At 75.9% G+C, this 21,958-nt stretch carries 22 protein-coding genes; 12 read left to right on the forward strand and 10 right to left on the reverse strand.

From position 1 onward, the window contains the following. Positions 1–7 precede the first annotated feature (7 nt). Genes ACFY3N_RS28855 through ACFY3N_RS28865 form a run of 3 tightly spaced genes read right to left on the reverse strand, consistent with a single transcriptional unit; the run spans position 8 to position 3,093 of the window. The gene (locus ACFY3N_RS28855; protein WP_390819693.1) at positions 8–1,183 is read right to left on the reverse strand and encodes an STM4014 family protein; all 1,176 of its coding nucleotides are present in this window, start codon (positions 1,181–1,183) and stop codon (positions 8–10) included. Beyond that, positions 1,164–2,120 (reverse strand): STM4015 family protein, encoded by a 957-nt coding sequence (locus ACFY3N_RS28860; protein WP_390819694.1) that lies wholly within the window; start codon positions 2,118–2,120, stop codon positions 1,164–1,166. Before ACFY3N_RS28860 ends, ACFY3N_RS28855 begins: the two co-directional genes overlap by 20 nt. A gap of 7 nt (positions 2,121–2,127) precedes the next feature. Continuing rightward, positions 2,128–3,093 carry an STM4015 family protein gene (locus ACFY3N_RS28865; protein ID WP_390819695.1) on the reverse strand — a complete coding sequence of 322 codons (966 nt, stop codon included), beginning with the start codon at positions 3,091–3,093 and terminating at the stop codon, positions 2,128–2,130. A gap of 220 nt (positions 3,094–3,313) precedes the next feature. On the opposite strand from ACFY3N_RS28865, the gene ACFY3N_RS28870 reads away from it, so the two are divergent. The 8 genes from ACFY3N_RS28870 to ACFY3N_RS28905 all read left to right on the forward strand — a co-directional run bounded on the left by ACFY3N_RS28870 (position 3,314) and on the right by ACFY3N_RS28905 (position 9,523). Next, positions 3,314–3,640 (forward strand): hypothetical protein, encoded by a 327-nt coding sequence (locus ACFY3N_RS28870; RefSeq protein WP_390819696.1) that lies wholly within the window; start codon positions 3,314–3,316, stop codon positions 3,638–3,640. 55 nt (positions 3,641–3,695) lie between these two features. After that, positions 3,696–4,748, forward strand: a complete 1,053-nt coding sequence (locus ACFY3N_RS28875; RefSeq protein WP_390819697.1) for a DUF6745 domain-containing protein — start codon at positions 3,696–3,698, stop codon at positions 4,746–4,748. Between the two features lie 89 nt (positions 4,749–4,837). Then, a complete protein-coding gene (locus tag ACFY3N_RS28880; protein ID WP_390819698.1) occupies positions 4,838–4,987 on the forward strand; it encodes a hypothetical protein in 150 nt (49 codons plus the stop codon). Between the two features lie 70 nt (positions 4,988–5,057). Continuing rightward, the gene (locus ACFY3N_RS28885; protein WP_390819699.1) at positions 5,058–5,474 is read left to right on the forward strand and encodes an ATP-binding protein; all 417 of its coding nucleotides are present in this window, start codon (positions 5,058–5,060) and stop codon (positions 5,472–5,474) included. 70 nt (positions 5,475–5,544) lie between these two features. Then, positions 5,545–6,273: an adenosylcobinamide amidohydrolase gene (locus tag ACFY3N_RS28890; protein WP_390819700.1), complete on the forward strand. Its 729-nt coding sequence runs from the start codon at positions 5,545–5,547 to the stop codon at positions 6,271–6,273. Positions 6,274–6,421: 148 nt separating this feature from the next. Beyond that, entirely contained in the window at positions 6,422–8,089 is a 1,668-nt protein-coding gene (locus tag ACFY3N_RS28895; protein WP_390819777.1) for a PP2C family protein-serine/threonine phosphatase, read from the forward strand. Then, on the forward strand, positions 8,086–9,168 hold the full coding sequence (locus ACFY3N_RS28900) for a B12-binding domain-containing protein (protein ID WP_390819701.1): 1,083 nt from the start codon (positions 8,086–8,088) through the stop codon (positions 9,166–9,168). Before ACFY3N_RS28895 ends, ACFY3N_RS28900 begins: the two co-directional genes overlap by 4 nt. 58 nt (positions 9,169–9,226) lie before the next feature. Further along, the gene (locus tag ACFY3N_RS28905) at positions 9,227–9,523 is read left to right on the forward strand and encodes an STAS domain-containing protein (RefSeq protein ID WP_390819702.1); all 297 of its coding nucleotides are present in this window, start codon (positions 9,227–9,229) and stop codon (positions 9,521–9,523) included. Positions 9,524–9,554: 31 nt separating this feature from the next. Here ACFY3N_RS28905 and ACFY3N_RS28910 read toward each other — a convergent pair whose 3' ends face one another. The 3 genes from ACFY3N_RS28910 to ACFY3N_RS28920 are packed head-to-tail and all read right to left on the reverse strand — an operon-like array spanning position 9,555 to position 13,092. Further along, positions 9,555–11,120 carry an FAD-dependent oxidoreductase gene (locus ACFY3N_RS28910; RefSeq protein WP_390819703.1) on the reverse strand — a complete coding sequence of 522 codons (1,566 nt, stop codon included), beginning with the start codon at positions 11,118–11,120 and terminating at the stop codon, positions 9,555–9,557. Continuing rightward, positions 11,117–11,851 (reverse strand): class I SAM-dependent methyltransferase, encoded by a 735-nt coding sequence (locus tag ACFY3N_RS28915; RefSeq protein WP_390819704.1) that lies wholly within the window; start codon positions 11,849–11,851, stop codon positions 11,117–11,119. Before ACFY3N_RS28915 ends, ACFY3N_RS28910 begins: the two co-directional genes overlap by 4 nt. 47 nt (positions 11,852–11,898) lie before the next feature. Next, positions 11,899–13,092: a lycopene cyclase family protein gene (locus ACFY3N_RS28920; protein ID WP_390819706.1), complete on the reverse strand. Its 1,194-nt coding sequence runs from the start codon at positions 13,090–13,092 to the stop codon at positions 11,899–11,901. A gap of 243 nt (positions 13,093–13,335) precedes the next feature. Between ACFY3N_RS28920 and ACFY3N_RS28925 the strand changes: the two genes are divergently transcribed. From ACFY3N_RS28925 to ACFY3N_RS28940, 4 genes are read left to right on the forward strand one after another with little or no spacing between them, the layout of a single operon-like run. Next, positions 13,336–14,640 (forward strand): polyprenyl synthetase family protein, encoded by a 1,305-nt coding sequence (locus ACFY3N_RS28925; RefSeq protein ID WP_390819707.1) that lies wholly within the window; start codon positions 13,336–13,338, stop codon positions 14,638–14,640. After that, a complete protein-coding gene (locus ACFY3N_RS28930) occupies positions 14,637–16,166 on the forward strand; it encodes a phytoene desaturase (RefSeq protein WP_390819708.1) in 1,530 nt (509 codons plus the stop codon). The genes ACFY3N_RS28925 and ACFY3N_RS28930 overlap by 4 nt, the downstream gene beginning before the upstream one ends. Further along, complete coding sequence (locus ACFY3N_RS28935; protein ID WP_390819709.1) at positions 16,163–17,164, forward strand: phytoene/squalene synthase family protein; 1,002 nt, start codon at positions 16,163–16,165, stop codon at positions 17,162–17,164. Before ACFY3N_RS28930 ends, ACFY3N_RS28935 begins: the two co-directional genes overlap by 4 nt. After that, entirely contained in the window at positions 17,161–18,174 is a 1,014-nt protein-coding gene (locus ACFY3N_RS28940) for a DUF5914 domain-containing protein (protein ID WP_390819710.1), read from the forward strand. The genes ACFY3N_RS28935 and ACFY3N_RS28940 overlap by 4 nt, the downstream gene beginning before the upstream one ends. 41 nt (positions 18,175–18,215) lie before the next feature. On the opposite strand, the gene ACFY3N_RS28945 is transcribed toward ACFY3N_RS28940, so the two are convergent. The 4 genes from ACFY3N_RS28945 to ACFY3N_RS28960 are packed head-to-tail and all read right to left on the reverse strand — an operon-like array spanning position 18,216 to position 21,752. After that, positions 18,216–19,091 carry an SDR family oxidoreductase gene (locus ACFY3N_RS28945; protein WP_390819711.1) on the reverse strand — a complete coding sequence of 292 codons (876 nt, stop codon included), beginning with the start codon at positions 19,089–19,091 and terminating at the stop codon, positions 18,216–18,218. Continuing rightward, complete coding sequence (locus ACFY3N_RS28950; RefSeq protein ID WP_390819713.1) at positions 19,088–19,561, reverse strand: hypothetical protein; 474 nt, start codon at positions 19,559–19,561, stop codon at positions 19,088–19,090. The genes ACFY3N_RS28945 and ACFY3N_RS28950 overlap by 4 nt, the downstream gene beginning before the upstream one ends. Positions 19,562–19,606: 45 nt before the next feature. Further along, positions 19,607–21,253, reverse strand: a complete 1,647-nt coding sequence (locus tag ACFY3N_RS28955) for a phytoene desaturase family protein (RefSeq protein ID WP_390819714.1) — start codon at positions 21,251–21,253, stop codon at positions 19,607–19,609. Next, the gene (locus tag ACFY3N_RS28960; RefSeq protein WP_390819715.1) at positions 21,246–21,752 is read right to left on the reverse strand and encodes an SRPBCC family protein; all 507 of its coding nucleotides are present in this window, start codon (positions 21,750–21,752) and stop codon (positions 21,246–21,248) included. The genes ACFY3N_RS28955 and ACFY3N_RS28960 overlap by 8 nt, the downstream gene beginning before the upstream one ends. Positions 21,753–21,958: the final 206 nt, after the last annotated feature.

The raw sequence follows: 21,958 nt of genomic DNA on the forward strand, positions 1-21,958 counted from the left end.
CGTCGGTTCAGGCGCTGACATGGGTGGTCCCCGTTCTGTACTGGTGGTGCGGGTGGGACGGACCGGTGGTGCGGCGCAGGACCGCCGCGACCTGGGCCGCGTAGGTGTCGAGGCCCTCCGCCCCACTGCCCGGCAGTCCGGTGAGGCGGGGCAGCAGGTCGCCGAAGGCGTTGACCTCGCCGACGGCGAACCGGCGCCAGCCGACGGCCGGGAGCAGGTCGACGCCGACGCACAGGGTGCGCGGGAAGCAGGCCGCCGCGCGCTCGCACACGGCGAGGACGTCCGCCCACCGGCCGCCGGCCGCCCCGACGGCGTCGCGCACCGCGCCGAGGTCGCCGCGGGCGCCGCCGAGGTGGAGGTTGGTCAGGGGCGAGGCGCTGGTGCGCACGACGGCGTGGGTGGCGCGGCCGGCCACCACCACGACCCGCAGATCGGCGGCGCGGCCCCGCTGGGAGGCCTTGGGCAGCCAGCGCTCCAGGTGGAGGCCGTCGGGGGCGAGGGCGTCCACGACGGCGGCGATGTCCGCCTCCCGCTCGTAGCGGCGCACCGTCAGGGAGTTGAACAGCTCGCCGTCCTCGGTGAGTTCGACGGAGGTGGTGGCCCGGACACGGCCGCTGCCCGACGCCTCGACGGCGAGCACACCGGAGGCCGAGGAGCCGTGCGCGAGCTTGACGAAGAGTCTCGGCATACGGTGCTCGCGCATCAGAGTGCGCACGTCGTCCCAGCCGGTCACCCGTACGGCGTCCGGGCCGGAGGTGGGCGACCGGGGCACGGGGACGTCCGCCGCGTCGAGGACGGCGTGACAGCGCCGCTTGTCGAACAGGACGGCCAGTTCGTCCGCGTCGTCGAGCCGGATGCCGCCCCGCAGTCCGCGCGCCGCCTCGGTGAACCGCGCGTACCAGCGTGCCGAGCCCTCCACGCGGGTGGGGTCCTGGACGCCCCTCAGCAGCCGGTCGACGTCGGGATCCCCGCCGGGCGAGTCGAGCCGGACGGTCTCGTCTGCGGCGAAGTCGGCCCCGCCCTCGCGCAGGACCCGCGCCCAGGGGACCACCCGCGGCGCGGGCAGTCCGGCCGCGCGGGCGGCGTCGGCGAAGAGGGTCGTCCTGCGGTTCCCGGGATTGCCCACGACGGCGAGGCGCACGGGTGCGCCGGCCCGGCCCGGTTCACTCCCCGACCGCGACATAACGCTCCTCGGGCCGGTGCCTGCTGCGGCGGGCGGGCGTGAGGCCGAGGTCCTGGATGTGCGGTCCCAGCGTCTCGCGCACGCGGCGGGTCATCTCCTCGCTCATGAAGTGGTGCCCGAGGTCGAGCGCCCGCAGATGGCTCAGCGGCTGCCCCGAGAGCAGCGCGGCACCCCCGTCGTCGCTGAGCGTGCCCATGCTCAGGTCGAGGGAGTCCAGGCCCGCGACGACGGGCGCGGCGGCCACGGCGGCGGCGATCTCGTCCTGGATGTCGCTGTTGCACAGGCCCAGGTGGGCGAGCCGGGGGCTGCGGTCCAGCATGGCGAGGAGGGCCCGGACGTCGGCCGCGGTGCAGTCACCGCCGTACCAGCTGGTGCCCAGCCACAGCTCCAGGTGGTGCAGGGCGGGGAGGTCGCAGGCCGCCAGGCCGCGGACCGGCTCGGGCGGCAGACCGCCGGACTCGATGCGCAGCCTGCGCAGTTCCTCGTGCCGCAGCGGCTCGATCACCAGGTTCTCGGCGCCGCGCAGGCCGAGTTCGTACAGACCGGGCCAGGCGCGCAGCACCCGGCCGGCGTCGCCCTGTTTGATCCAGGAGATCTCGGACTCCTCGGACTCGACGTCCCCGAGGAAGACCGCCCGCAGCCTCGGCAGCCGGTGTGCCCCGGCCGTGATCAGGTCGAGGGCGGGGCCGATGCCGTGCTCGTCCCACTCCTGCCACCAGGCGCCGACGACGAGGGCCACGACCTCGTCGGTGCGGACCCGGTCCAGGAAGGAGCTCCACCGCTCCTCGAACGGCACCTCCTCGTCGGCCGTGAGCCGCCAGGCGACCGAGGCGGGAGGGATCGGGTGCGGGCCGGGGCCCGGCTCCTCGCCGGGGCCGGCGAAGTGGTGCACGGGCAGGCCGTGGAAGCGCGTCAGATGGGAGGGGTAGTAGCGCACGCGGAGCTCACTCCCCCACGCTGACGTAGCGGTGGACGGTGCCGTCCTCGTCCTCGTCCTCGTCCTCGTCCGCGTCGTCCGGGTCGAGGTCCACCTCGACGCCCGCGGCTTCCAGCGTCTCGCGGATGCGCTGTCGCAGGGGCTCGCTCAGGTAGTTGTGGTGCAGGTCCAGCTTCTTGAGATGGGTCAGGGGCTGACCGCCGAGGAGGGCGGTGGCGCCGTCGTCGCCGAGGGTGCCCATGGACAGGTCGAGCACCTCGAGCCGGGCGACAACCGGCGCGGACGCCACGGCGGCGGCGATCTCGTCCTGGATGTCGCTGTTGCGCAGGGCCAGGTGCCGCAGCCGGGGCAGCCGGGCGCCGGAGAGGATCGGCTCCAGGTCGGCCGCCTCGCTGTCCGCACCGTACCAGGAGGTGCCGAGCCACAGGTCGAGGTGTTCCAGCGCGGGCAGTTCGCTGGCCGCGACACCGCGGACCACGCCCACCGGGAGGCCGCCGGTCTCCACGACCAGCTTGCGCAGGCCGTCGTGGCGCAGGGCGGAGAACTCCAGCCCCTGGCCGCCGCGCACACCGAACTCCTCCAGCGCCGGGAAGGCCGACAGCAGCGGTGTCACGTCGCTCTGGGTGATCCAGGAGATCTCCGCCTCCTCGAACTGTATGTCCCCGAGGAACAGCGACCGCAGGCCGGGCAGCCGGTCGCGCGCGGCCACCAGCGCCTCGACGACGTCACCGGAACTCTTTTCGCACGGGTCCTCCCAGGCGCCGACGACCAGGGCGCGGACCCGGGTGGTGTCGACCGCGGAGCGGAAGCGGGCGAACGCCTCGGTCCACCGCTCGTAGTCGTTGTAGGTGTGGCCGGTGATCCGCCAGGCCACGGCGTCGGGTCCGGGCAGCTCACGCGGCGTCTCGCCGGGCCCGGGGAAGGTGAAGGCGGGAAGTCCGTACAGCTCCTCGAGGTGGCCACCGATGGTCATACGGGCTGCTCCTGTCGTGCGACGCGTGAAGGAAGGCGGTGCGTGGGCGAGGCCGTCACGGGCACGGGGTGCGGACCGTCCGGCGATGCGTGCAGCAGTTCTACCAACAGGGACTGACAGCGCCCGGCGGAGGGTCCGGTGACGGTCCGTTGTCAGTGCCGGCTCGTACTGTCCGCCCATGGACTCCGGAGCACCGTGCGCCGGAGCGGAGGGGAGAGCCATGTACCGGCAGGGAGACGTGCTGATCGTGCCCGTCGCGGACGCGGCGGTGCCGTCCCACGTCCCGGACGCGCCCAAGGAGCCGCGCGACGCCCGGGGCCGGCTGGTGCTGGCCCTGGGGGAGGTCACCGGACACGCGCACGCGGTGCTCGGACGGGGCGAACTCGTCCGCGAGCCGGGTCCCTTCGGACCGTTCCTGCTGCACCTGCCCGAGGGCGGCCGGGTCGTCCACGAGGAGCACGCCACGATCACGCTGCCGAAGGGCTGGTTCCGGGTGATCCGGCAGCGGGAGTACGTCCCCGGCTCGGTGCGGCTCGTGGCCGACTGACGGTGACGGCGGCACGGGACACCACGACACGACGGGGAGGCAGAGGACGTTGACGATGACGACGACGCAGGAGAGCGGCCGGGCGGCCGCGGTGGCGGGGAGCGCCGAGGGGACGGCGCGCTGGCGCGCGTGGGCCTCGGCCGCCGTGCCCGCCGACCGTGCCGCCGCGGAGGAGGGCGTCCGGCTGGCCTACCGGAGCGCCGGGCTGAGGGAGCCGGAGCGGGTGATCTGGGCCGGATCGCCGCGCGAGGGCGTGACGCTCGTCCGGCAGGGCGCGGACTTCGGGGCGAGCGTGCGCGAGGCGGTGCGCACCGCACCGTGGGCGGCCGAACGCGGCCGGTGGTACGAGAAGCTGGGCGCGACGGGCTGGTCCCGGCACTGGTCGGTGACCGGCGGCGCGCTGTGGGACGCCACGCAGGCGCTGGTCGACCGGATCCGCGCCGGGGTGCTCGAGGAACTCGCCGCCGACGACCCGGCGGCCCGGACGGAGATACGGCTGATCCTGCTGGACGCGCTGCTCGGGCAGCACGACGCGCCCTGGCTGTCCGCCCTGCACACCGGGGGGACGGCGCTCGCCGGACCGGCCCGGGTGTGCCGCGCCGCGGGCTGGTGGTGGCCGTTCGAGAAGGTCGCGGTGGTGTGCGAGCGTCCCGTCGCCCTGCACCGGGACGAGGCCGGCCGGCTCGACCACGGCGACGGACCCGCCCTGGAGTTCCCCGACGGCTTCGCCCTGTGCGCCTGGCGCGGCATGCCGGTGACGCGTGCCTTCCTGGAGGAGCTGCGCACCCTCACCCCGGAGCGGATCCGGCAGGAGGACAACGCCGAACTGCGGCGGGTGATGCTCGAGTACTACGGCTACGACCGCTATCTCGCCGGCTCCGGGGCGCGGCCCCTGCACCGGGACGGCACGGGCACGCTCTGGCGCATCGACCTGGACGGCGACGAGCCGGTCGTCATGGTCGAGGTGCTCAACTCCACGCCCGAACCGGACGGCACCCACCGCACGTACTGGCTCCGTGTGCCGCCGACGACCCGGACGGCCCGGGAGGGGGTGGCGTGGACGTTCGGTCTGGGGGCGGAGGCGTACGAGCCGCTGGAGGAGACCTGAGCCCGTGCGGCCGTCCGGGGGCTGACTCCGCCCGCAGGGGGTAGGCGCAGAGCAGCAGGCACGAACCGGACCCGCGGAAGGGAGCACCCATGCCGAGCATGGTGGAGCGCATCAAACAGTTCGCCAGGAGCCCTCAGGGGCGGCGTACGGCCGAGCAGCTGCGGCGGGCGGCGGCCGACCCCCGTCGCCGGGCCCAGGCACAGCGTCTGCTGGGCCGGCTCCGCGGCGGCCACCGCTGAGCCGTTCCGCTTCCGCGCGGTCCGGTGCGTACCCGTCCGGGCCGCGTGGCGATGACCGGGGAGGACCTCCATGAACGAGTCGTCGGTCCGCACGGTGGGCTGGGCGCGCTCACTGCCGATGGACCACGGGGTGAAGGCGGCCCGCGACTGGGCGCGCGAGCACCTCGTCTCACTGGGCTGGGACGAAACCGCTCCCGAGACGGCGGACGCCGTGCTGCTGACCGTCTCGGAACTCGTCACCAACGCGCACGTCCACGCCCGCAGCAGCGCACAGCTGGTCATGTCGTGGGACAACAGCTGTCTGCACATCTCGGTGCACGACAGGTCCGCCACCCTGCCCGCGCCCCGGGAACCGAGCACCGAACGCGCCGGCGGACGCGGCATGTTCCTGGTCGACGCCCTGGCCGACACGTGGGAGGCCCGCCCGTGTCCCCACGGCAAGACCGTCACCGCCTGCTTCCGGGCACCGAAGGACGCACGGAACTGACCCCTGTGCGGGGCGGCCGGCCGGTCCGGCCCAGGATCGGCCGGCCGCCCCCCGCAAGGAGCCCCGCACGGTGACCGCCGTGCTCCCCCAGCCCCGCACCGCCCCCGCCCTGCCGCTCCCGCGGTTCCTGACCCGCGCCGAGAACGGCGAGCGGCTGCACGCGCTGCTGTGGACCGCGGGCCCCGGCCGGCGGATGATCAGCAGCGCGGTGCTGGGCGGCGGCATCGGCGAGCGGAACCGGATCCTCAACGCCCAGGTCCCCCACGGCTACCCGCGCACCGACCCCGGCCGGCACCTGGCGGACCTCGCGGCCGCCGCGGGCGCGCGGGGCCCGGGGGTGGGGCTGATGACGGCGGCGGACGTCTCGGCGTACGCGCACGCGACGGACGCGGGCGCGGAGGCCTACGTCACGGCGGGCGTCGACGTGCGCGGCTGGGCCGCACGGGCCGGGGAGGGCACGGGCGGACCCCAGGACCCCGGCACCGTCGACACCGTCGTCGCCGTGCCGGTGCCGCTGAGCGACACCGCTCTGGTGAACGCTGTGACCACGGTCACGGAGACGAAGGTGCAGGCCCTCCTGGAGGCGGGTCTCGACTGTTCGGGCACGCCCACCGACGCGGTGTGCGTCGCCGCCCGCACGCCGGGCCCGGACGAGGAGGAGCACGCCTTCGCCGGGCCCCGTTCCCTGTGGGGGGCGCGGCCGGCGCGCGCCGTCCACCACGCCGTGCGCGAGACGGTGACGGCGGCCCGGGCGCTCCCGCCGCCCGGCGGGCGGCACGCGGGGAACGGGCAGGAGTAAGGACGCCGCCCCGGGGTACGCGTGCGCCCGTCGGGCACCTCGTCGCCGGGGCAGGTTGATTTCGCGGACACGGATGGGGGACCGTGGCATCTGCATCCAGTTTCCCGGCAGAAAGGTGGTGGGGTGCGCACGGCGCGTGCCTACGCCTGTGATTCCTTCCCCCGGCTCACCCGCCCGCCCTCGCGGCACGGACGTCCGTACCGGTCCGACGTGGAAGGACGCCCCCTGCCCGGTGGTGGTCCTCGACGCGAAGGGCACGGTCGTGGACCTGAACCCGCCCGCCCGGCTGGTGCTGACGGACCGCCACGAAGGAGGCGCCCCACGGGACGTGGTGCCGGCCTGGCTGGCGGACGCGCACCGCGGTCTCACCGACGGGACGGACGCCGTGCCGACGGGCCCGTCTGCCGCCGGGGAGATCGGTGACCGGTTCTTCGAGGCGCACCCCGGCCCGGTCACGGACGGGGGCGTCGTGTGGTGGCTGGTGGACGGCACCGACCGCCGTGAGGCGGAGAGGTCCCTGCGGAGCGCCCGGGAGCAGGCGGAGATCCGCGCCATGGTGTCCAGTACCCTGCTGGCGTCGTTGAACGTGCCGCGCTGCGCGGAGGTCGCGGCGCACCTGGCGGCGGAGCACCTCGCCGACGCCGCGCTGCTCGTCCTGCCGCCCGTCGGGCGCCGCCACCCCGTGACCCACGCCCTGCGCGGCGGGCCCGCGGAGCACACCTCGCTCCAGTTCGACGCCCGGAGCGTCCCGGGGCTGGCCGAGGCCCTCCAGGGGTTCCCGCCGGTCCCCGCGCGCTGGCTCGATCCCGGCGCCCTCCCCGAGTGGGTCGTCCCGGCGGGCTTCGGCGGGCCCGTCGGCTCCGTCATCGTCACGCCGCTGCCCGGCCACGGGGTGTCCGCCGGTGCGCTGATCCTGCTGCGCGCCAGCACGGAGCGGGCCTTCACCCCGGACGAGGAGGGGTTCGCCCGGCTCTTCGCCGCGCGCGCGGGCGCCGCGCTGTCGGCCGCGCGCCTGTACAGCGAGCAGAGCGCGATCACCACCACGCTGATGCGGGAACTGCTGCCGCCGACACTGGAGAGCCTGCACGGGGTGGAATACGCGGGCCGCTACCGCGCCGCCCGCGACCACGAGCGGGTCGGCGGTGACTTCTACGACGTCCACGCCGGAACCGACGCCTCGCAGGAGACGTTCGTCGTGCTGGGCGACGTGGCGGGCAAGGGACTCGACGCGGCGGTCCTGACCGGGAAGATCCGCAACACGCTGCACGCGCTGCTGCCGCTGGCGTCCGACCACGAACAGGTCCTCACCCTGCTCAACGGGGCCCTGCTCAGCTCGCACCACACCCGCTTCGCCACCCTGGTGCTGGCCTCCGTCCGCAGGGACGGGCACCGGGTGCGGCTCCGGCTGACCAGCGCCGGGCACATGCCGCCGCTCATCGTCCGCGCCGACGGCCGCGTCGAGGAGGCGGCCACCCACGGCACCCTCGTCGGAGCGCTGCCCTCCGTCTCGGTGCGGACGGCCGAGGAGGTGCTCGCGCCGGGGGAGACGTGTCTGCTCTACACCGACGGCATCACCGAGGCCCGCGGCGGACCGCTGGGCGACGAACTGTTCGGGGAACGCCGTCTGCGGCAGGCTCTGGCGGAGTGCGCCGGCATGCCGGGGGACGCGATCGTGGAGCGGGTGCAGATGCTCGCCGCGCAGTGGCTGGGCAGCGGCAGCCACGACGACATGGCCACCGTCGCCATCAGCGCGCCGCGCACGGCGCCGACGGCCGACGCGGACGGCGTCGGCGGACTTCCGGGGAGGAACACGTGAGCGGGACCCGCCGGTCGGCCGCCGTGCTGCGCGACAGGCTCTGGCGGGCGGTGATCGAGGGCAGTGAGTACGACGCCGTCGACGTGGTGCGGGCCGGGCTCGGCACGGGCTGGGACGAGGAGGGCCTGCTGCTCGACGTCGTCGCGGCGGTGCAGACGAAGATCGGTCTCGAGTGGGCCGCCGACCGCATCACCGTCGCCCAGGAGCACGCTGCCACGGCCATCAACGAGCGGGTGATCGCCGCGCTCGTCCACCGTCCGGCGGCGGGCAGGCCCGTCCCCCCGTACCGCGGGCGGGTGACGGTCACCTGCGTCGACGGCGAGTGGCACGCCTTCCCGGCCCGGCTCGTCGCCGAGGTGCTGCGGCTGCGGGGCTGGCAGGTGGACTATCTGGGCGCCCAGACGCCGACCCCCCATCTCGTCGCCCACCAGCACCACACCGACTCCGACGCCGTCCTGCTCTCCGGGTCGATCCCCACGCATCTGCCGGCGGCGCACGCGGCCATCACCGCCTGCCAGGCGGTCGGGGTGCCCGTGCTGGCCGGCGGCAGGGCCTTCGGGGAGGACGGCCGGTTCGCGCGGGCACTGGGCGCCGACGCGTGGGCCCCGGACGCCCGCGGCGCGGCCGCCGTGCTGGAGGCCGGTCTGCCGCGTCCCATGGCGGTCCGGCAGGCGGTCGACGACCTTCCGCACCTGGCGGACCAGGAGTACACGATGGTGGTCCAGTCCCGCAGCCGCCTGGTCAAGCAGGTGCTGGCGGACCTGGAGGACCGTCTCCCGGCGATGCGCGGGTACAGCGACGCGCAGCGGGAGCGGACCGCGGAGGACCTGGTCCACATCCTCGACTTCCTGGCCACCGCGCTCTACATGGACGACGCCGAGGTGTTCACCGGGTTCCTGGACTGGACCTCCGAGGTGCTCGCGGCGCGCGGGGTTCCGGTGCACTCCCTGGTGGCGGGGCTCGAGATCGTCGCGGAGCAGTTGTACGACTTCCCCCGGGGCCTGGGGTTCGTCCGCGAGGGCGCGGCCCGGCTCCGCGGCCCGGCGGGCGACGCCGTCGTTCCCGGCACCGTCGTATGAGCGCCCCCACCGCGCCGGAGACCGCCCCGCCCCGGCGCCGGAGACCGGGGCGCCGACCGTGGCGGTCCGCGGTGAGCTCGACGACGCGGGCGGTCAGGAGCTGATCGCCCGCGTGGTGGCGCACCTGAGCGGGCCGGAGCCGCCGCGTTCCGTGCGGCTGGACTTCCGCGAGCTGGAGGGCATCGATCCGCTGGGGCTGGCCGCACTGCTCATGATCCGCCGTCACACCAGTGCCGCGGGCGCGGTCCTGTTCCTGGACAACCGGCCGCAGATCCTCGAACGCCTCCTGCGGCAGACCAACGTCCTCGACCACCTCACCGCGGCCGGGGCCGGGCGGCCGGGATCCGGCGGCTGACACCGGACCCCGGACCCGCGGGGGCGCCCGGTCAGCCGGACCGCCGCCGCCCCAGTCCGGCCAGGCCCCGCAGCAGTGCGCCGCGTCCCCGTTCGGGCACGGTCCACAGGGTCTGTCCGCGTACTCCCCAGCGCTCCAGGAGGGCGTTGGCGGCGAGGAAGCCGGTCGTCGCCGCGCGCTCCATGAGGGCCACGGGCAGGCCGGTGCGCACCAGGTCGCCCGCCACCACGAGGCCGGGGTCCGGTGTGCGTACCGTCGGCCGGTCCTCGTACCCCCCGACGGGGAACAGGGGGCAGTCGGACCGCCACAGGTGGTGGGCGTCGACGATCGTGGCGTGGCCCGTCTCCGGGTAGACGCGGTGCAGCTGGTCGACGAGCCGCTTCTGCTCGGTCTCCGGCGAGTCCCCGGGATGCCGCGCGTACGCGTGGAGTTCGACCACGGAACCCCCGGTACGGGCGGCCCAGCGGCCCGCTTCGTCCTCGTAGCGGTCCAGCACACTGATGTTGTCGAGGCCGTCGTACCCGCTCGTGCCCAGGAACGCCGGCCGGTCGGGTGCGACGGGCCGGTCCAGCCACAGGCGGGTGACCAGGAACGGCGGGGCGTTGCGCAGGCGTGCGACCCGTTCCCGCCACGCCTCGTCGCCCAGCCGGCCGGAGCGGGCGACGAGGGAACGCAGTCCCGCGGCGTCGAGGGCGAGGACGACGGTGTCGTGACGCCGCTCCGCTCCGGCGGTGGCGACCTCGAAGCCGCCGTCCCCGGTGGGGGCGATGTGCTCCACCGCCGTGCCGGTGTGGATCCCGGCGCCGTGCCCGCGCAGGTAGCCGGCCAGGGGTTCCCACAGCGCGGCGGGGAAGGGCGCGTCGGGCACGTCGAACAGCAGCCCCTCGGCGGAACCGAGGAAGTAGATGTGGAACATCAGGATCATCTCGGCCGCCGACAGCTGCCGGGGATCGGCGAAGAAGCTGCGGGAGAACACCTCGAACGCCAGGTGGCGGGCGCTCGGCGGGAAGCGGACGGCGTCGAGGAAGTCGTGGGCGCTCACGCCGTCGAAGCGTTCGTAGACCTCGGGCACGCGCACGTCGAGCAGCGGGAGGGCCGCGACCGGGTTCATGCGGCGCAGGTCGGCCGGGCGGAAGGACGGGCTGAGGGCGACGAAGCCGAGCGCACTCCACGGCGGGGTGCGCGGGACGTGGCGGAAGCCGTCGCGCAGGCCGTCCGCGTGGTGCAGCGGGTAGTCCGCCAGGCCGGTGAGCCGTTCCAGTCCCGGATCGGTACGGCGCAACAGACCGCGCAGGTTGTAGTACTGACGGAAGAAGGCGTGGAAGCCGCGGCTCATGGTCGCCGGGGTGCCGTCGGCCAGGGCGACCGGCCAGCCGCCGACCCGTCCGCCCAGGAAGGGTTCGCGCTCGTAGAGCGTCACGGCCACGCCGCGCTCGGCGAGCGCGGTCGCCGCGGCCAGTCCGGCGATCCCGCCGCCGACGACGGCGGCCGTCGGGCGCGCGCCCTCGATCCGGCGCGCCCCGGGCGGGGGCGTGAGCACGCGGGCGCGGCGGTCCCGTCCGTGCCGGGTGGCGTCCGGACGGCCGAGGGGCGTCATGCCTGGGCTCCGTTCCCCGTGCGGGGCCGGCGGCCCACGAAGGTGTGGGTGATGCCCGTCTGCCATCCCGGCAGGGGCAGGACGCGCACCGCGTCGAAGCCGGTCGCGCGCAGCCGGCCGGCGAACCGGTCCGCGGTGTCGAACTCCACGACGCTGCGGTGGAGATGGCGGTACAGCTCGCCGTCGCCGAGCACGGTGGCCGCCGGCTGGACGAGGCCGCGGCACACCGCGGTCCACACCGCGCGGTCCACGCGGCGTCCGCCGAGGGTGTATTCGTGCACGCCCAGTCTCCCGCCGGGGGCGAGCAGGTCGCGCACGGTGGTGAGCACGGCGTCGGGATCGGAGACGTTGCGGAAGAGATAGGCCGCGAACACCGCGTCGAACGGCCCCTCCACCCCGGCCTCGGCCAGCCCCTCCGCCGCCGCCCGTACGAAGGTCACACCGTCCGGCCAGGGTTTGGCGGCGGCCCGTTCGAGCATGCCGGCCGAGGCGTCCACCGCGACGATCCGCGCGCCGGGCAGCACCGCGGCGAGCGCGGCGGTCGACGCCCCGGTGCCGCAGCCGAGGTCCAGGACGCGCAGGCCCTCGCCGCGCCGCGGCAGCCCCAGACGGCGGGCCGAGCGGCGCAGGTGGGCGTGGTAGCCGGGGTTGGCGGCCACGAGGGCGTCGTAGCCACGGGCCGCGTGGTCGAACGCGGTGGCGAGGTTCTCGTCGCGCAGCAGCAGGGTCATGCAGTCTCCTGGAGCAGAGGGGTCCGGGCGGGTGCGGGCGGCCCGGGTCAGGGGCCGTCGAACGGGCGGCGGGGCAGGGTGGGCAGTTCCAGCGCCGAGCGGAGCATGGGGCCGACCGGGGCGTGCAGGCCGACGGCGAGGTCCTCGTGGAGCCGGGTCCGGCCGTCGAGGAAGCGCAGCAGACGCCGCATGGGCACGCGGGTGAAGAGGCGGGCGAACAGCGCGGGGCCGTCGGCCCGGCCGCTGTCCAGGGCCCGCAGCAGGACGGCGTCCATGGTCCGGGAGCGGGCGGAGTGGGCGGGGGGCGGCACCGGGGTGCGGCCCCGGCGCAGGGCGGCGGCGACGGCGCTCGTCTGGCGCTGGATCCCGGCGAAGGTGTAGCCCGTCGAGGGGCGGGTGGCGCCGCCCGCCGCGCCGATGCGGAAGACGGAGGCGCCGACCTGGCGGGGCACCGGGGCGTCGGTCATCGGGATGACGCCCGTCTCGGTGGAGAGGACCCGCAGTTCGCCCAGCCGGAGCACGTCCCCGGTGTAGTGCCGCAGCGCCGACCGGTAGCCGTCGGCGGTGAGCGGGCGCGGGGAGAACTCGGTGTACTCCACCAGGGCCTCACGGCGGCCGACGGGCAGGACGTAGCCGAAGGACAGGCCGGTCCCGGGCTGGGGGGTGCGGAAGTCCATCAGTTCCGCGGTCCGGCCGTCGAAGACCGGGCGGGCGGTGCGCACGAACCAGCCGTGGAAGTGCTGCAGCAGCGTGGTGCGGGCGGCCGGCAGGCTGCCCGGGGGGCGCGAGTCGAACACCCAGCGGGCCCGCAGGACGCTTGTCCGGCCGGCGCCGTCCCGCAGGTGGACGAGCGCGCCCCCGGACACGTCCTCCACGGCCTCGACGGTCGCCTCCAGGCGGCGTACGGCCGGGGATCCGGCCAGGTCGTGGGCGACCAGGTGCTCGAAGTCGTCGGACCGGATCATCTTGTAGCGCAGCGGGGCGATGTCCCCCTCGATCGCCGGGCCGGAGGGGGGACGCACCCGCAGGTGCCGCCAGGTCGCCGTGACGGCGGCGTCGAAGCGGCCCGTGCCCGCCTCCCAGAAGCACCAGGTGCGGCGCGGGGGCCGCAGCGGGCCGGGCGGGGCGTCCACCAGGACGACCGACGGCGCCCGGGACTCCGGCGCGGTCCGCGACAGACGGTGGGCCAGGGACAGTCCGGCGGCGCCCGCCCCGACGATCGCCACCTCGGCGTCCAGCACGACGGCACTCTCCTTCCGTTCCTCGGCACACGCGCCTCATCACCATTCCTGCTTGTGTGCCCGATCGGATTCAGGTCACTCGAACGTGTGATGAACCGCCACCGGTGAGACGGGGCGCGCAGGGGGAAGGCATGCGGCGGCAGTTCGTCGGACCGTTCCGGCTGGTACCGCATCCGCGCGCGGTGCGCGAGCGGAAGGGCATCGAGGACGCGATGATCGGTGTTCAGGACGAGAGGAACCGGGATGGGCCGTGCACAGGCGGAGGATCACGATACGGCGGGGCCTCGGCTCGTCGGGGGGCCGGCGTCGGCACGGGCCCGGCCCGACGGCGCGCGGCCCGGCGCCCGGTACGACGTGACGCACGCGGCGCGCCCGCCGTGGCACGAGGACGCGTCCGCCGTGGACCGGGACGTGGCCGGCGCGGTCGGACGCGTGCTCGACCACGTGCTGGCCGACCGGGTGGAGCGGGCACGCGACCTGGACCCCCTGTTCGGCGACGACGTGGCCGGGCGCGTCGCGCGCTTCACCCGGGCGGGCGGCAAGCGCACCCGCTCGCGTTTCCTGTGGTGGACGCTGCGCGCCTGCGGCGGTGAGGGCGCCGTCCCGGTCGCGGCGGCCCTGCGGATCGGCGCGGCACTCGAACTGCTGCAGACCTGTGCGCTCGTCCACGACGACGTGATGGACGGTTCCGTACTGCGCCGTGGGCGGCCCGCCGTCCACGTCGACGTCGCCGCCCAGTACGCGGACGCGGCGCCGGCCGGGCGCGCCGAGCGCCTCGGCGGCGGGACCGCCGTCCTCACCGGCGACCTGGCACTCGCCTGGGCGGACGACCTCCTGGCCGAGGTCCCGCTGGAGAGCGGCACCGCGCGGACGGTGCGCCGGCTCTGGAGCGACATGCGCACCGAGATGGTGGCCGGCCAGTACCTGGACCTGCACGGGCAGGCGACCGGGTCGCGGTCCCTGCCGCGCGCGCTGCGCACCGCCCGCCTCAAGAGCGCCCTGTACTCGGTCGAACGGCCGATCGCCCTGGGGGCCGCGCTCGCGGGTGCGGACGAGGGCACCACGGCGGCCCTCTGCGCGGCCGGGCGCTGTGTGGGCACGGCGTTCCAGCTCCGCGACGATCTCAGCGACGTGTTCGGTGATCCCCGGTACACCGGCAAACCGGCGGGCGGGGACATCCGCGAGGGGAAGCCGACCTGTCTGGTCGCGCTCGCCCACGCGCGTGCCGCGGCCGCCGGCGACCGCCGGGCCCTGGACGTGCTCGAGCGCTCGCTCGGCCACGAGGCGCTCACCGGGGAGGGGCTGGAGGAGGTGCGGGAGGTCCTGGCCGGCACCGGGGCGCGGACCGCGGTCGAGGCGATGATCGACCGTCTGGTGGCCCAGGGGCTGCGGCACGTCGACGGCGCCCTCCTCGATCCGCACGGCGGGCGGCGGCTGCGGCTGCTGCTGGCCTCCGCGGCGGGTGAGGGGCCGCCGCGGGACGCGCCCCCCTGCGGCACCCGGCCGGGGCCCGTCCGGGCCGCCGCGGGCGAGGAGGCCTGCCGGTGAGCCGCACCGTGGCGGGCCGTACGGACCACGTCGTCGTCGTGGGGGCCGGGCTGGCCGGGCTGTCGGCGGCGCTGCACCTGCTGGGCGCGGGCCGCCGCGTCACCCTCGTCGAGCGGGACGCGTCGCCCGGTGGACGCGCCGGGCGCCTGGACCTCGACGGCTACCGGATCGACACCGGTCCCACCGTGCTGACCATGCCCGATCTGGCCGACGAGCCGTTCGCCGCCGTCGGCGACAGTCTGCGGGAGCGCGTGGAGCTCGTGCCGCTGCACCCGGCGTACCGGGCCCGCTTCGCCGACGGGAGCAGCCTCGACGTGCACACGGAGGCCGACGCGATGGCCGCGGAGGTCGAGCGTTTCTCCGGTCCGGACGAGGCCGCGGGGTACCTGCGGCTGCGCGACTGGCTGGAGAGGCTGTACCGGGCGCAGATGCGCCGCTTCATCGACGCCAACTTCGACTCCCCGCTCGGCCTGCTGAGCGCGGACCTCGTCCGGCTGGCGGCGCTGGGCGGTTTCGGACGGCTCGACGCGCGCATCGGGCGTTTCCTGCGGGACGAACGGCTGCGCCGGGTCTTCTCCTTCCAGGCCCTCTACGCGGGCGTCCCGCCGGAACGGGCGCTGGCCGCGTACGCGGTCATCGCCTACATGGACACCGTCGCCGGCGTGTACTTCCCGCGCGGCGGGATGCACGCGCTGTCGCGGGCCATGGCGGACGCCGCCGCCGACGCGGGCGCCGACCTGCGGTTCGGCCACGAGGTGACCCGGCTGGAACGCTCCGGCGACCGGATCACCGCCGTCGTCACCGACCAGGGCCGCATCCCCTGCGACGCGGTCGTCCTCACCCCCGACCTGCCCGTCGCCTACCGGCTGCTGGGCCGCGCGCCGCGGCGCCCGGTGCGGCTGCGGCACTCCCCGTCCGCGGTCGTGCTGCACCTCGGCACCGACCGGACCTGGCCGGAGCTGGCCCATCACACCCTCTCCTTCGGCGCCGCCTGGCGCGGCACCTTCGACGAGCTCACCCGTACCGGCCGGCTGATGAGCGACCCGTCGCTGCTCATCACCCGGCCCACCGCCACCGACCCGTCCCTCGCCCCGCCGGGACGCCATCTGCACTACGTCCTCGCGCCGTGCCCCAACACCGACATCGGGCCGGGCGCCGCCGCCTGGACGGACCTGGCGCCGCGCTACCGGGACGCGCTGCTGCGGGAGCTGGAGCGGCGCGGGCTGGCCGGGCTGGGGTCCGCCGTCGAGACGGAGTGCGTGGTCACGCCCGCCGACTGGCACGCGCAGGGGCACGCGGCCGGCACGCCGTTCACCGCGGCCCACACCTTCGCCCAGACGGGGCCGTTCCGGCCCCGCAACCTGGTCCGCGGCACCGAGAACGCCGTGCTGGCCGGCTGCGGCACCACCCCCGGTGTCGGCGTGCCGACCGTGCTGGTGTCCGGGAAGCTGGCCGCGGCACGGATCACCGGCGGCCCGCGACGGCCGCGTCTCCCCCTCACTCCCCCGCAGGAGGCCTCCGTATGACCGACCGTGAACTCGACGCGGCCGGAGTCACCGATCCGGCGCTGCGCGAGGCCTACCGCCACTGCCGCGGGCTCAACGCCCGGCACGGCAGGACCTACTTCCTCGCCACCCGGCTGCTGCCCGTCGGACGGCGCCCCGCCGTGCACGCCCTGTACGGCTTCGCCCGCTGGGCCGACGACATCGTCGACGCGCTCGGCACCGGGGCGGACACCGCGCGCCGTGACGCCGAACTCTCCGCGCTCCAGCGGGAACTGGACAAGGGGCTGCGGGACGGGAACAGTGCCGAACCCGTGGTGCGGGCGGTCGGCGACACGGCACGCCGGTACGGCATCGACCACGGGCACTTCGCCGACTTCATGACCGCGATGCGTTCCGACCTGGTGGTCACCGACTACGCCGACTACGCGGCCCTGCGCCGCTACATGCACGGCTCGGCGGCGGTCATCGGGCTGCAGATGCTGCCGGTGCTGGGCACGGTCGCCCCGCGCGAGGCGGCCGCGCCGCACGCCGCGGCCCTCGGGGTCGCCTTCCAGCTGACCAACTTCCTGCGGGACGTGGGCGAGGACCTCGACCGGGGGCGGGTCTACCTGCCCGCGGACCTGCTCGCCGCGCACGGCGTCCACCGGGCACTGCTGCGGTGGAGCCGGGACACCGGCCGCCGCGACCGGCGTGTCACCGCCGCACTGAGGGAGTTCGAGGCACTGACGCGGGGCGTGTACCGGGAGGCGGCACCGGGGCTCGCGATGCTGGAACCGGTGTCCCGGCCGTGCGTCCGTGCGGCGTTCGTGCTGTACGGCGGGATCCTGGACGCGGTGGCGCGGGACGGCTGGTCGGTGCTGCACCGGCGGGCGGTGGTCCCCCGGCGGCGGCGTGCCGTGGTCGCCGCCGACGGGCTCGCCCGGGTGGCCGCCGCCCGGCTGCGGGCCCGCGGCGGCGGCCGGCCCCCGGAGGTCGGTCCGCTCGCCCCGTGCCCGTCGGTTCCCGAGGAGGTCGCGTGAGCACCGGATCCGGGAGCCGCCGCCGGCGCCTGCCGCTGTCCCTGCGCCGGCGCGCGGTGCCGTGGGAACGGCAGCGTCCCACCTGGCGCGAGGCCCGGCCCGCCGTCATCGCCGGGGCGCTGAAGCGGGCGCAGGCGCGTCCGTCCGGCAACTGGTACGTCGTCGGCGCCTCCCGCGACGTGGGCGGTGACCGTCCGCTGGCGCGGACCGTGGCGGGGCAGGAGGTGGTGCTGTGGCGGGACGCGGACGGCCGTCCGGTCGCCGGGCCCGGGATCTGCCCGCATCTGGGCGCGCCGCTGCGGGACAGTCCGGTGCGCTGCGGCACGCTGGTGTGCCACTGGCACGGACTCGCCCTGGACGGGGGGCCCTTCGCGGGCTGGGAGCCGTTCCCGGCGTACGACGACGGCGTCCTGCTGTGGGTGCGGCTGGACGCGGTGGGCGGCGAACCGCCGCTGGACAGGCCGGTGGTGCCGCGGCGGCCGGCGCCTGCGCGCGCCCTGGCGGCGGTGTACACCGGCGTCGGGGTCTGTGAGCCCGAGGACGTCGTGGCCAACCGTCTGGACCCCTGGCACGGGGCCTGGTTCCACCCCTACTCGTTCGTCGACCTCACCGTGGCCGACGCGCCGGGCGGCCCGGACGGGGCCGAGGAGGGCTTCACCGTGGACGTCTCCTTCAAGGTGGCGGGACGGCTGGTGGTGCCGGTGCGGGCGGTGTTCACCGCGCCCGGGCCGCGCACGGTCGTCATGCGCATCACCGAGGGCGAGGGGGTGGGGTCCGTGGTGGAGACGCACGCCACTCCCCTGGGGCCCGACAGAGACGGGCGGCCCCGTACGGCGGTCGTCGAGGCGGTGGTGGCGGCGTCCGACCGTCCGGGTTTCGTCCTGGCGCGCGGTGCGGCGCCGCTGCTGCGTCCGCTCGTACGGGCCGCCGCCGGACGGCTGTGGCGCGACGACCTGGCCTACGCGGAGCGCCGCTGGTCGTTGCGTTCCACGGGGCGCTTCCCGGGCTGACCGGCCGGACCGGTCAGGGGCGCCCGCGGGTACCGCGTCGGTCAGGGGCGCCCGCGGGCCCGGTCGGCCTCGCCGCCGGCGCCGAGGAGCCCGGTGTGCCGCAGTGGCTCCTCGGCCTCCAGCCGGGCCAGTTCCCGGCGGGCCACCCGCAGCACGACCGGGGGCAGCGCGGCACGCGCCGCCTGTGCCAGACGCAGCCAGCGGGGCACGTAGACGGCCGTGCTGCGGTGTTCCACCGCGGCACCGAGCCGGGCGGCGACCAGGTCCACCGGATACAGCCGCCGGGCCGGCGGCGGCATGTGGCCGCGCAGTTCCCGCAGCACGGGATGGCGGTCCGCGTCGCGGATCATGTCGGTGTCGGTCCAGTTCAGGTAGCCGATGCCGACGGCGACACCGTGGTGCGCCACCTCGGCGCGCAGGGAGTGGGCGAAGGCCTCCACGCCCGCCTTGGAGGCGCAGTAGGCGCTCATCATCGGGGCGGCGCCGATCGAGGCCAGCGAGGCGACCTGGAGGTAGTAGCCCTTCGTCGCCAGCAGATCCGGCAGGAAGGCGCGGGCCGTGGCCGCGCTCCCCGTCAGGTTGACGTCGATCACGCGGCGCCACAGGGCCGGGTCCGAGGTGACGAACGGGCCGCCCTCCGCGACACCGGCGTTGGCCACCACCGCGGAGGGGACGCCGAGGCGTTCCCTGACCCCTTCGGCGGCCCGCTCCAGCGCGGCCTCGTCGGTGATGTCGAGCTCGCACGCCCAGGACCGCGTGGGCAGGTTCTCCGCCACCGCTTCCAGGCCGGACCTCTCGTGACCGAGCAGCGCGATCCGGGCGCCGCGCCGGGCGAGGTCGCGGGCCAGGGCCGCGCCGACCCCACGTGCGGCGCCCGTGACCACGACGGTACGTCCGCGCAGCGGGCCGCCGCTCACCGGCCGTCCCCTCCGCCGGACGGCGGGCCGGTGTCGGGGCGGGCGGTGTGGTCGGGGTGGCCGACGGTCCGGCGGGCCTCCTTCATCTCCGCCTCGTGGAGGTGGTCCCGGCCCTCGGCCAGTTCCTCGACGGCGGCCTGTTCGATCTCCTTGAACGGCCAGTAGTACGTGGTGTCGTAGGCCTCGACGATCTGGAACGTCCAGTGCCCGGGGATGACGTTGCGGCCCAGCACCTGGGTCCGCACCGTCTCCGCCCAGTCCGGGTGCCCGGCCTTGTGCAGCAGTTCGACCGCCCGGTCGAGTTCGAGGTCGGCGGTGCCGGTGAGCTGGTGGAAGCTGTAGAGGTGGCCCCGGGCCCGCTCGGTCGTCTCCAGCGCCTTCGACAGCGAGCCGAGCGCCTCCACCGTCTCGTCGCTCACCCCTTCCGGGCGCCGGTGGGCGAGGTCGGGGCCGTCGTCGTGTCGGGTCATCGTCCCGCCTCCTTCGGTCGTGGTCCATGCGGTCGTGCGCACCGGTCATCCACCGCCGTTCCCGCGCCTGCCGGGTTGCCGGCGGCCGGTGCGGTCGCGGCGGGCCAGCAGCCGCTGCGCTCCGGCCAGGCCGGGCGCGAAGGCACGGCGCAGCGCGGCGCGTGCGGCGTTGGCGCCCGGCGCGCCGTGCACGCCGCCGCCCGGGTGGGCGCCGGCGGACGCCAGGTACAGGCCCTTGACGGGCGTTTCGGGTCGCCCGGTGCCGGGGACCGGGCGGAAGAACAGTTGCTGGTGCATGGCCGTGGTGCCGCCGTTAATGGCGCCGCCGTACAGGTTCCGGTCGAGGGACTGGAGGGTGGGCGGGGCGAGGACGCGCCGGGACCTGATCCTGGACCGGAAGCCGGGCGCGAAGCGTTCCACCTGGCGCTCCACGCGGTCGGCCATGCGTTCCTGCTCCCCGGCGTCCCAGGCGCCGGTGAGCGAGTCCTCGCCCGCGTCGCCGGTGACGTCGTGGGGCACGTGGGTGTAGGCCCACGCGGACTCGGTGCCCCGCGGGGAGCGGGAAGGGTCGGCGGTCGTCATCTGGCCGAACAGGCAGAAGGGGCGGTCCGGGACGCTGCCGGTGGCGAGCTGGGCGGCGAAGCGGGTGAGTTCGTCGATGCCGTCCGCGAGATGGACGGTGCCGGCGCCCGCAGCCTGCTCGCACCGCCAGGGAACCGGGCCGTCCAGCGCCCAGTCGACCTTGAAGGTGGCGAAGTCCCACTGGAAGCGCCGCAGGTCGGACAGCACCTGGGCGGGAACGTCCTCGGGGCCGAGGAGTTCGCGGTACAGGGCGGGCACGGCCACGTCCGCGAGGACGGCGCGGCCGGCCGCGACCGTCTCGCCGTCGGCCGTGCGCACCCCCGCCGCCCGGCCGTCGCGGACCAGGATCCGGTCGACGCGCCTGCCGCAGCGCAGCACCCCGCCGCGCGTCTCGAGCCGGCGCGCCAGGGCCTGGGTGAGGGCTCCGGCGCCGCCGGCCGGCACGGGGAAGCCGTAGGTCTGTCCGAGCATCGACATCAGCCAGCCGAAGCCGCCGCTGCCCGCGGCCTCCGGGGCCAGGTCGGCGTGGAGCGCGTTCCCGGCCAGCAGCAGTCCTCCGCCCTCGCCCCGGAACTCCTCCTCCGCCATGCGGCGCACCGGCAGGACCAGGGTGCGCGCCATGCGCAACCCGCCCGCGCCGCGCAGCCCGACGGCCAGCCGGAGCCCGGAGCGGACCGGCGGGAAGGGGGTGAACAAGGCGTCCAGGAGGTCCGGCCGGAGGTTCTCCCAGATGTCGTGCAGACGGCGCCAGGCGGCGCCGTCGCCCGGCGCGAAGGCCTCCAGCGAGTCGGCGGTGACGTCGACGCGGCGGTCCAGGACCGCGCACCGGCCGTCGCTCAGGGGATGCGCGACCACGTGCGGAGCATGGCTCCAGCGCAGCCCGTGGTGCTCCAGGTGCAGCCCGGAGACGACCGGGGAGGCGGCGGCGAGCGGGTAGAAGGAGCTGCAGAGGTCGCTGACGAACTCGGGGTCGGCGCCCCGGTCGTGGCGCACGGCGCCCCCCGGCTCCGGCTGCTCCTCCAGCACCTCGACGCTCCAGCCGGCGTCGGCGAGCAGGTTGGCCGCGACCAGTCCGTTGGGGCCGGCCCCGATCACCACGGCGTCAGGCACGGGCGCCTCCCCCGTCGTGGTCCGGTGACACCACCTGGCCGAGAGGGCGGTGGCGCTCCGCCTCGGCCTCGTCCGTCTCGCAGATCCTCGCCAGCCTGGCGAGCATGGCGCGGTGGCGGATCTGGATCAGGGCCTCCACGGCCACGTTGTGCACCGCGCCGCCGGCCCCTCTCAGCGGGTGCTCGTCCACGATGACCAGGCAGTGGTCGCCCCAGGGCCGCAGCTCGATGGCGATGCGGGCCGTGCCGAGGGGGCCGGCCTTGGCCTCCAGCTCCAGCGCCTCGCCCGGCAGACAGCGCCGGACGACGGTCTCGTTGGACAGGCTCAGGGGCCCGAACCGGACCTCGAAGCCGATCGCCGAGCCGAGCTGCGGCCAGTGTCCGCGCACCGGTTTCGACGAGGAGGTGCCCACCACCCAGTCCGCGTACCGGGTGCCGTCCTCCAGGACGGCCCAGACGGACTGCGGGCTCGCACTGATCAGACGATGGCGAACCGCCACTTCGACCTCCTGTGTCCGCGCGTGACGTCGGTCAGCACTGAGTGCCCCTTCTGGCGGGGGTCAACCGGCGGGCCTGTATCGGGGCGGGGGTGCGCCGCCCGGCGCCATGGGGGCCCCGTGTCGGTGCGGGCCGGGGGTGGGTCGCGCGGCCCGGCGCTCGCGGGGTGCCTCCCCCGCTCTCGGCTCCGCTCGAGCGGGGGACCCCC

This window comes from Streptomyces sp. NPDC000348 (genome assembly GCF_042898795.1).
In the GTDB taxonomy this organism is placed as follows: domain Bacteria; phylum Actinomycetota; class Actinomycetes; order Streptomycetales; family Streptomycetaceae; genus Streptomyces.

Excerpts from the sequence above, each read along its gene's own strand:
- ACFY3N_RS28855 (WP_390819693.1), bottom strand. The coding sequence starts at position 1,183 with ATGTCGCGGTCGGGGAGTGAACCGGGCCGGGCCGGCGCACCCGTGCGC.
- ACFY3N_RS28865 (WP_390819695.1), bottom strand. The coding sequence starts at position 3,093 with ATGACCATCGGTGGCCACCTCGAGGAGCTGTACGGACTTCCCGCCTTC.
- ACFY3N_RS28870 (WP_390819696.1), top strand. The coding sequence starts at position 3,314 with ATGTACCGGCAGGGAGACGTGCTGATCGTGCCCGTCGCGGACGCGGCG.
- ACFY3N_RS28875 (WP_390819697.1), top strand. The coding sequence starts at position 3,696 with ATGACGACGACGCAGGAGAGCGGCCGGGCGGCCGCGGTGGCGGGGAGC.
- ACFY3N_RS28880 (WP_390819698.1), top strand. The coding sequence starts at position 4,838 with ATGCCGAGCATGGTGGAGCGCATCAAACAGTTCGCCAGGAGCCCTCAG.
- ACFY3N_RS28885 (WP_390819699.1), top strand. The coding sequence starts at position 5,058 with ATGAACGAGTCGTCGGTCCGCACGGTGGGCTGGGCGCGCTCACTGCCG.
- ACFY3N_RS28910 (WP_390819703.1), bottom strand. The coding sequence starts at position 11,120 with ATGACGCCCCTCGGCCGTCCGGACGCCACCCGGCACGGACGGGACCGC.
- ACFY3N_RS28915 (WP_390819704.1), bottom strand. The coding sequence starts at position 11,851 with ATGACCCTGCTGCTGCGCGACGAGAACCTCGCCACCGCGTTCGACCAC.
- ACFY3N_RS28925 (WP_390819707.1), top strand. The coding sequence starts at position 13,336 with ATGGGCCGTGCACAGGCGGAGGATCACGATACGGCGGGGCCTCGGCTC.
- ACFY3N_RS28935 (WP_390819709.1), top strand. The coding sequence starts at position 16,163 with ATGACCGACCGTGAACTCGACGCGGCCGGAGTCACCGATCCGGCGCTG.
- ACFY3N_RS28950 (WP_390819713.1), bottom strand. The coding sequence starts at position 19,561 with ATGACCCGACACGACGACGGCCCCGACCTCGCCCACCGGCGCCCGGAA.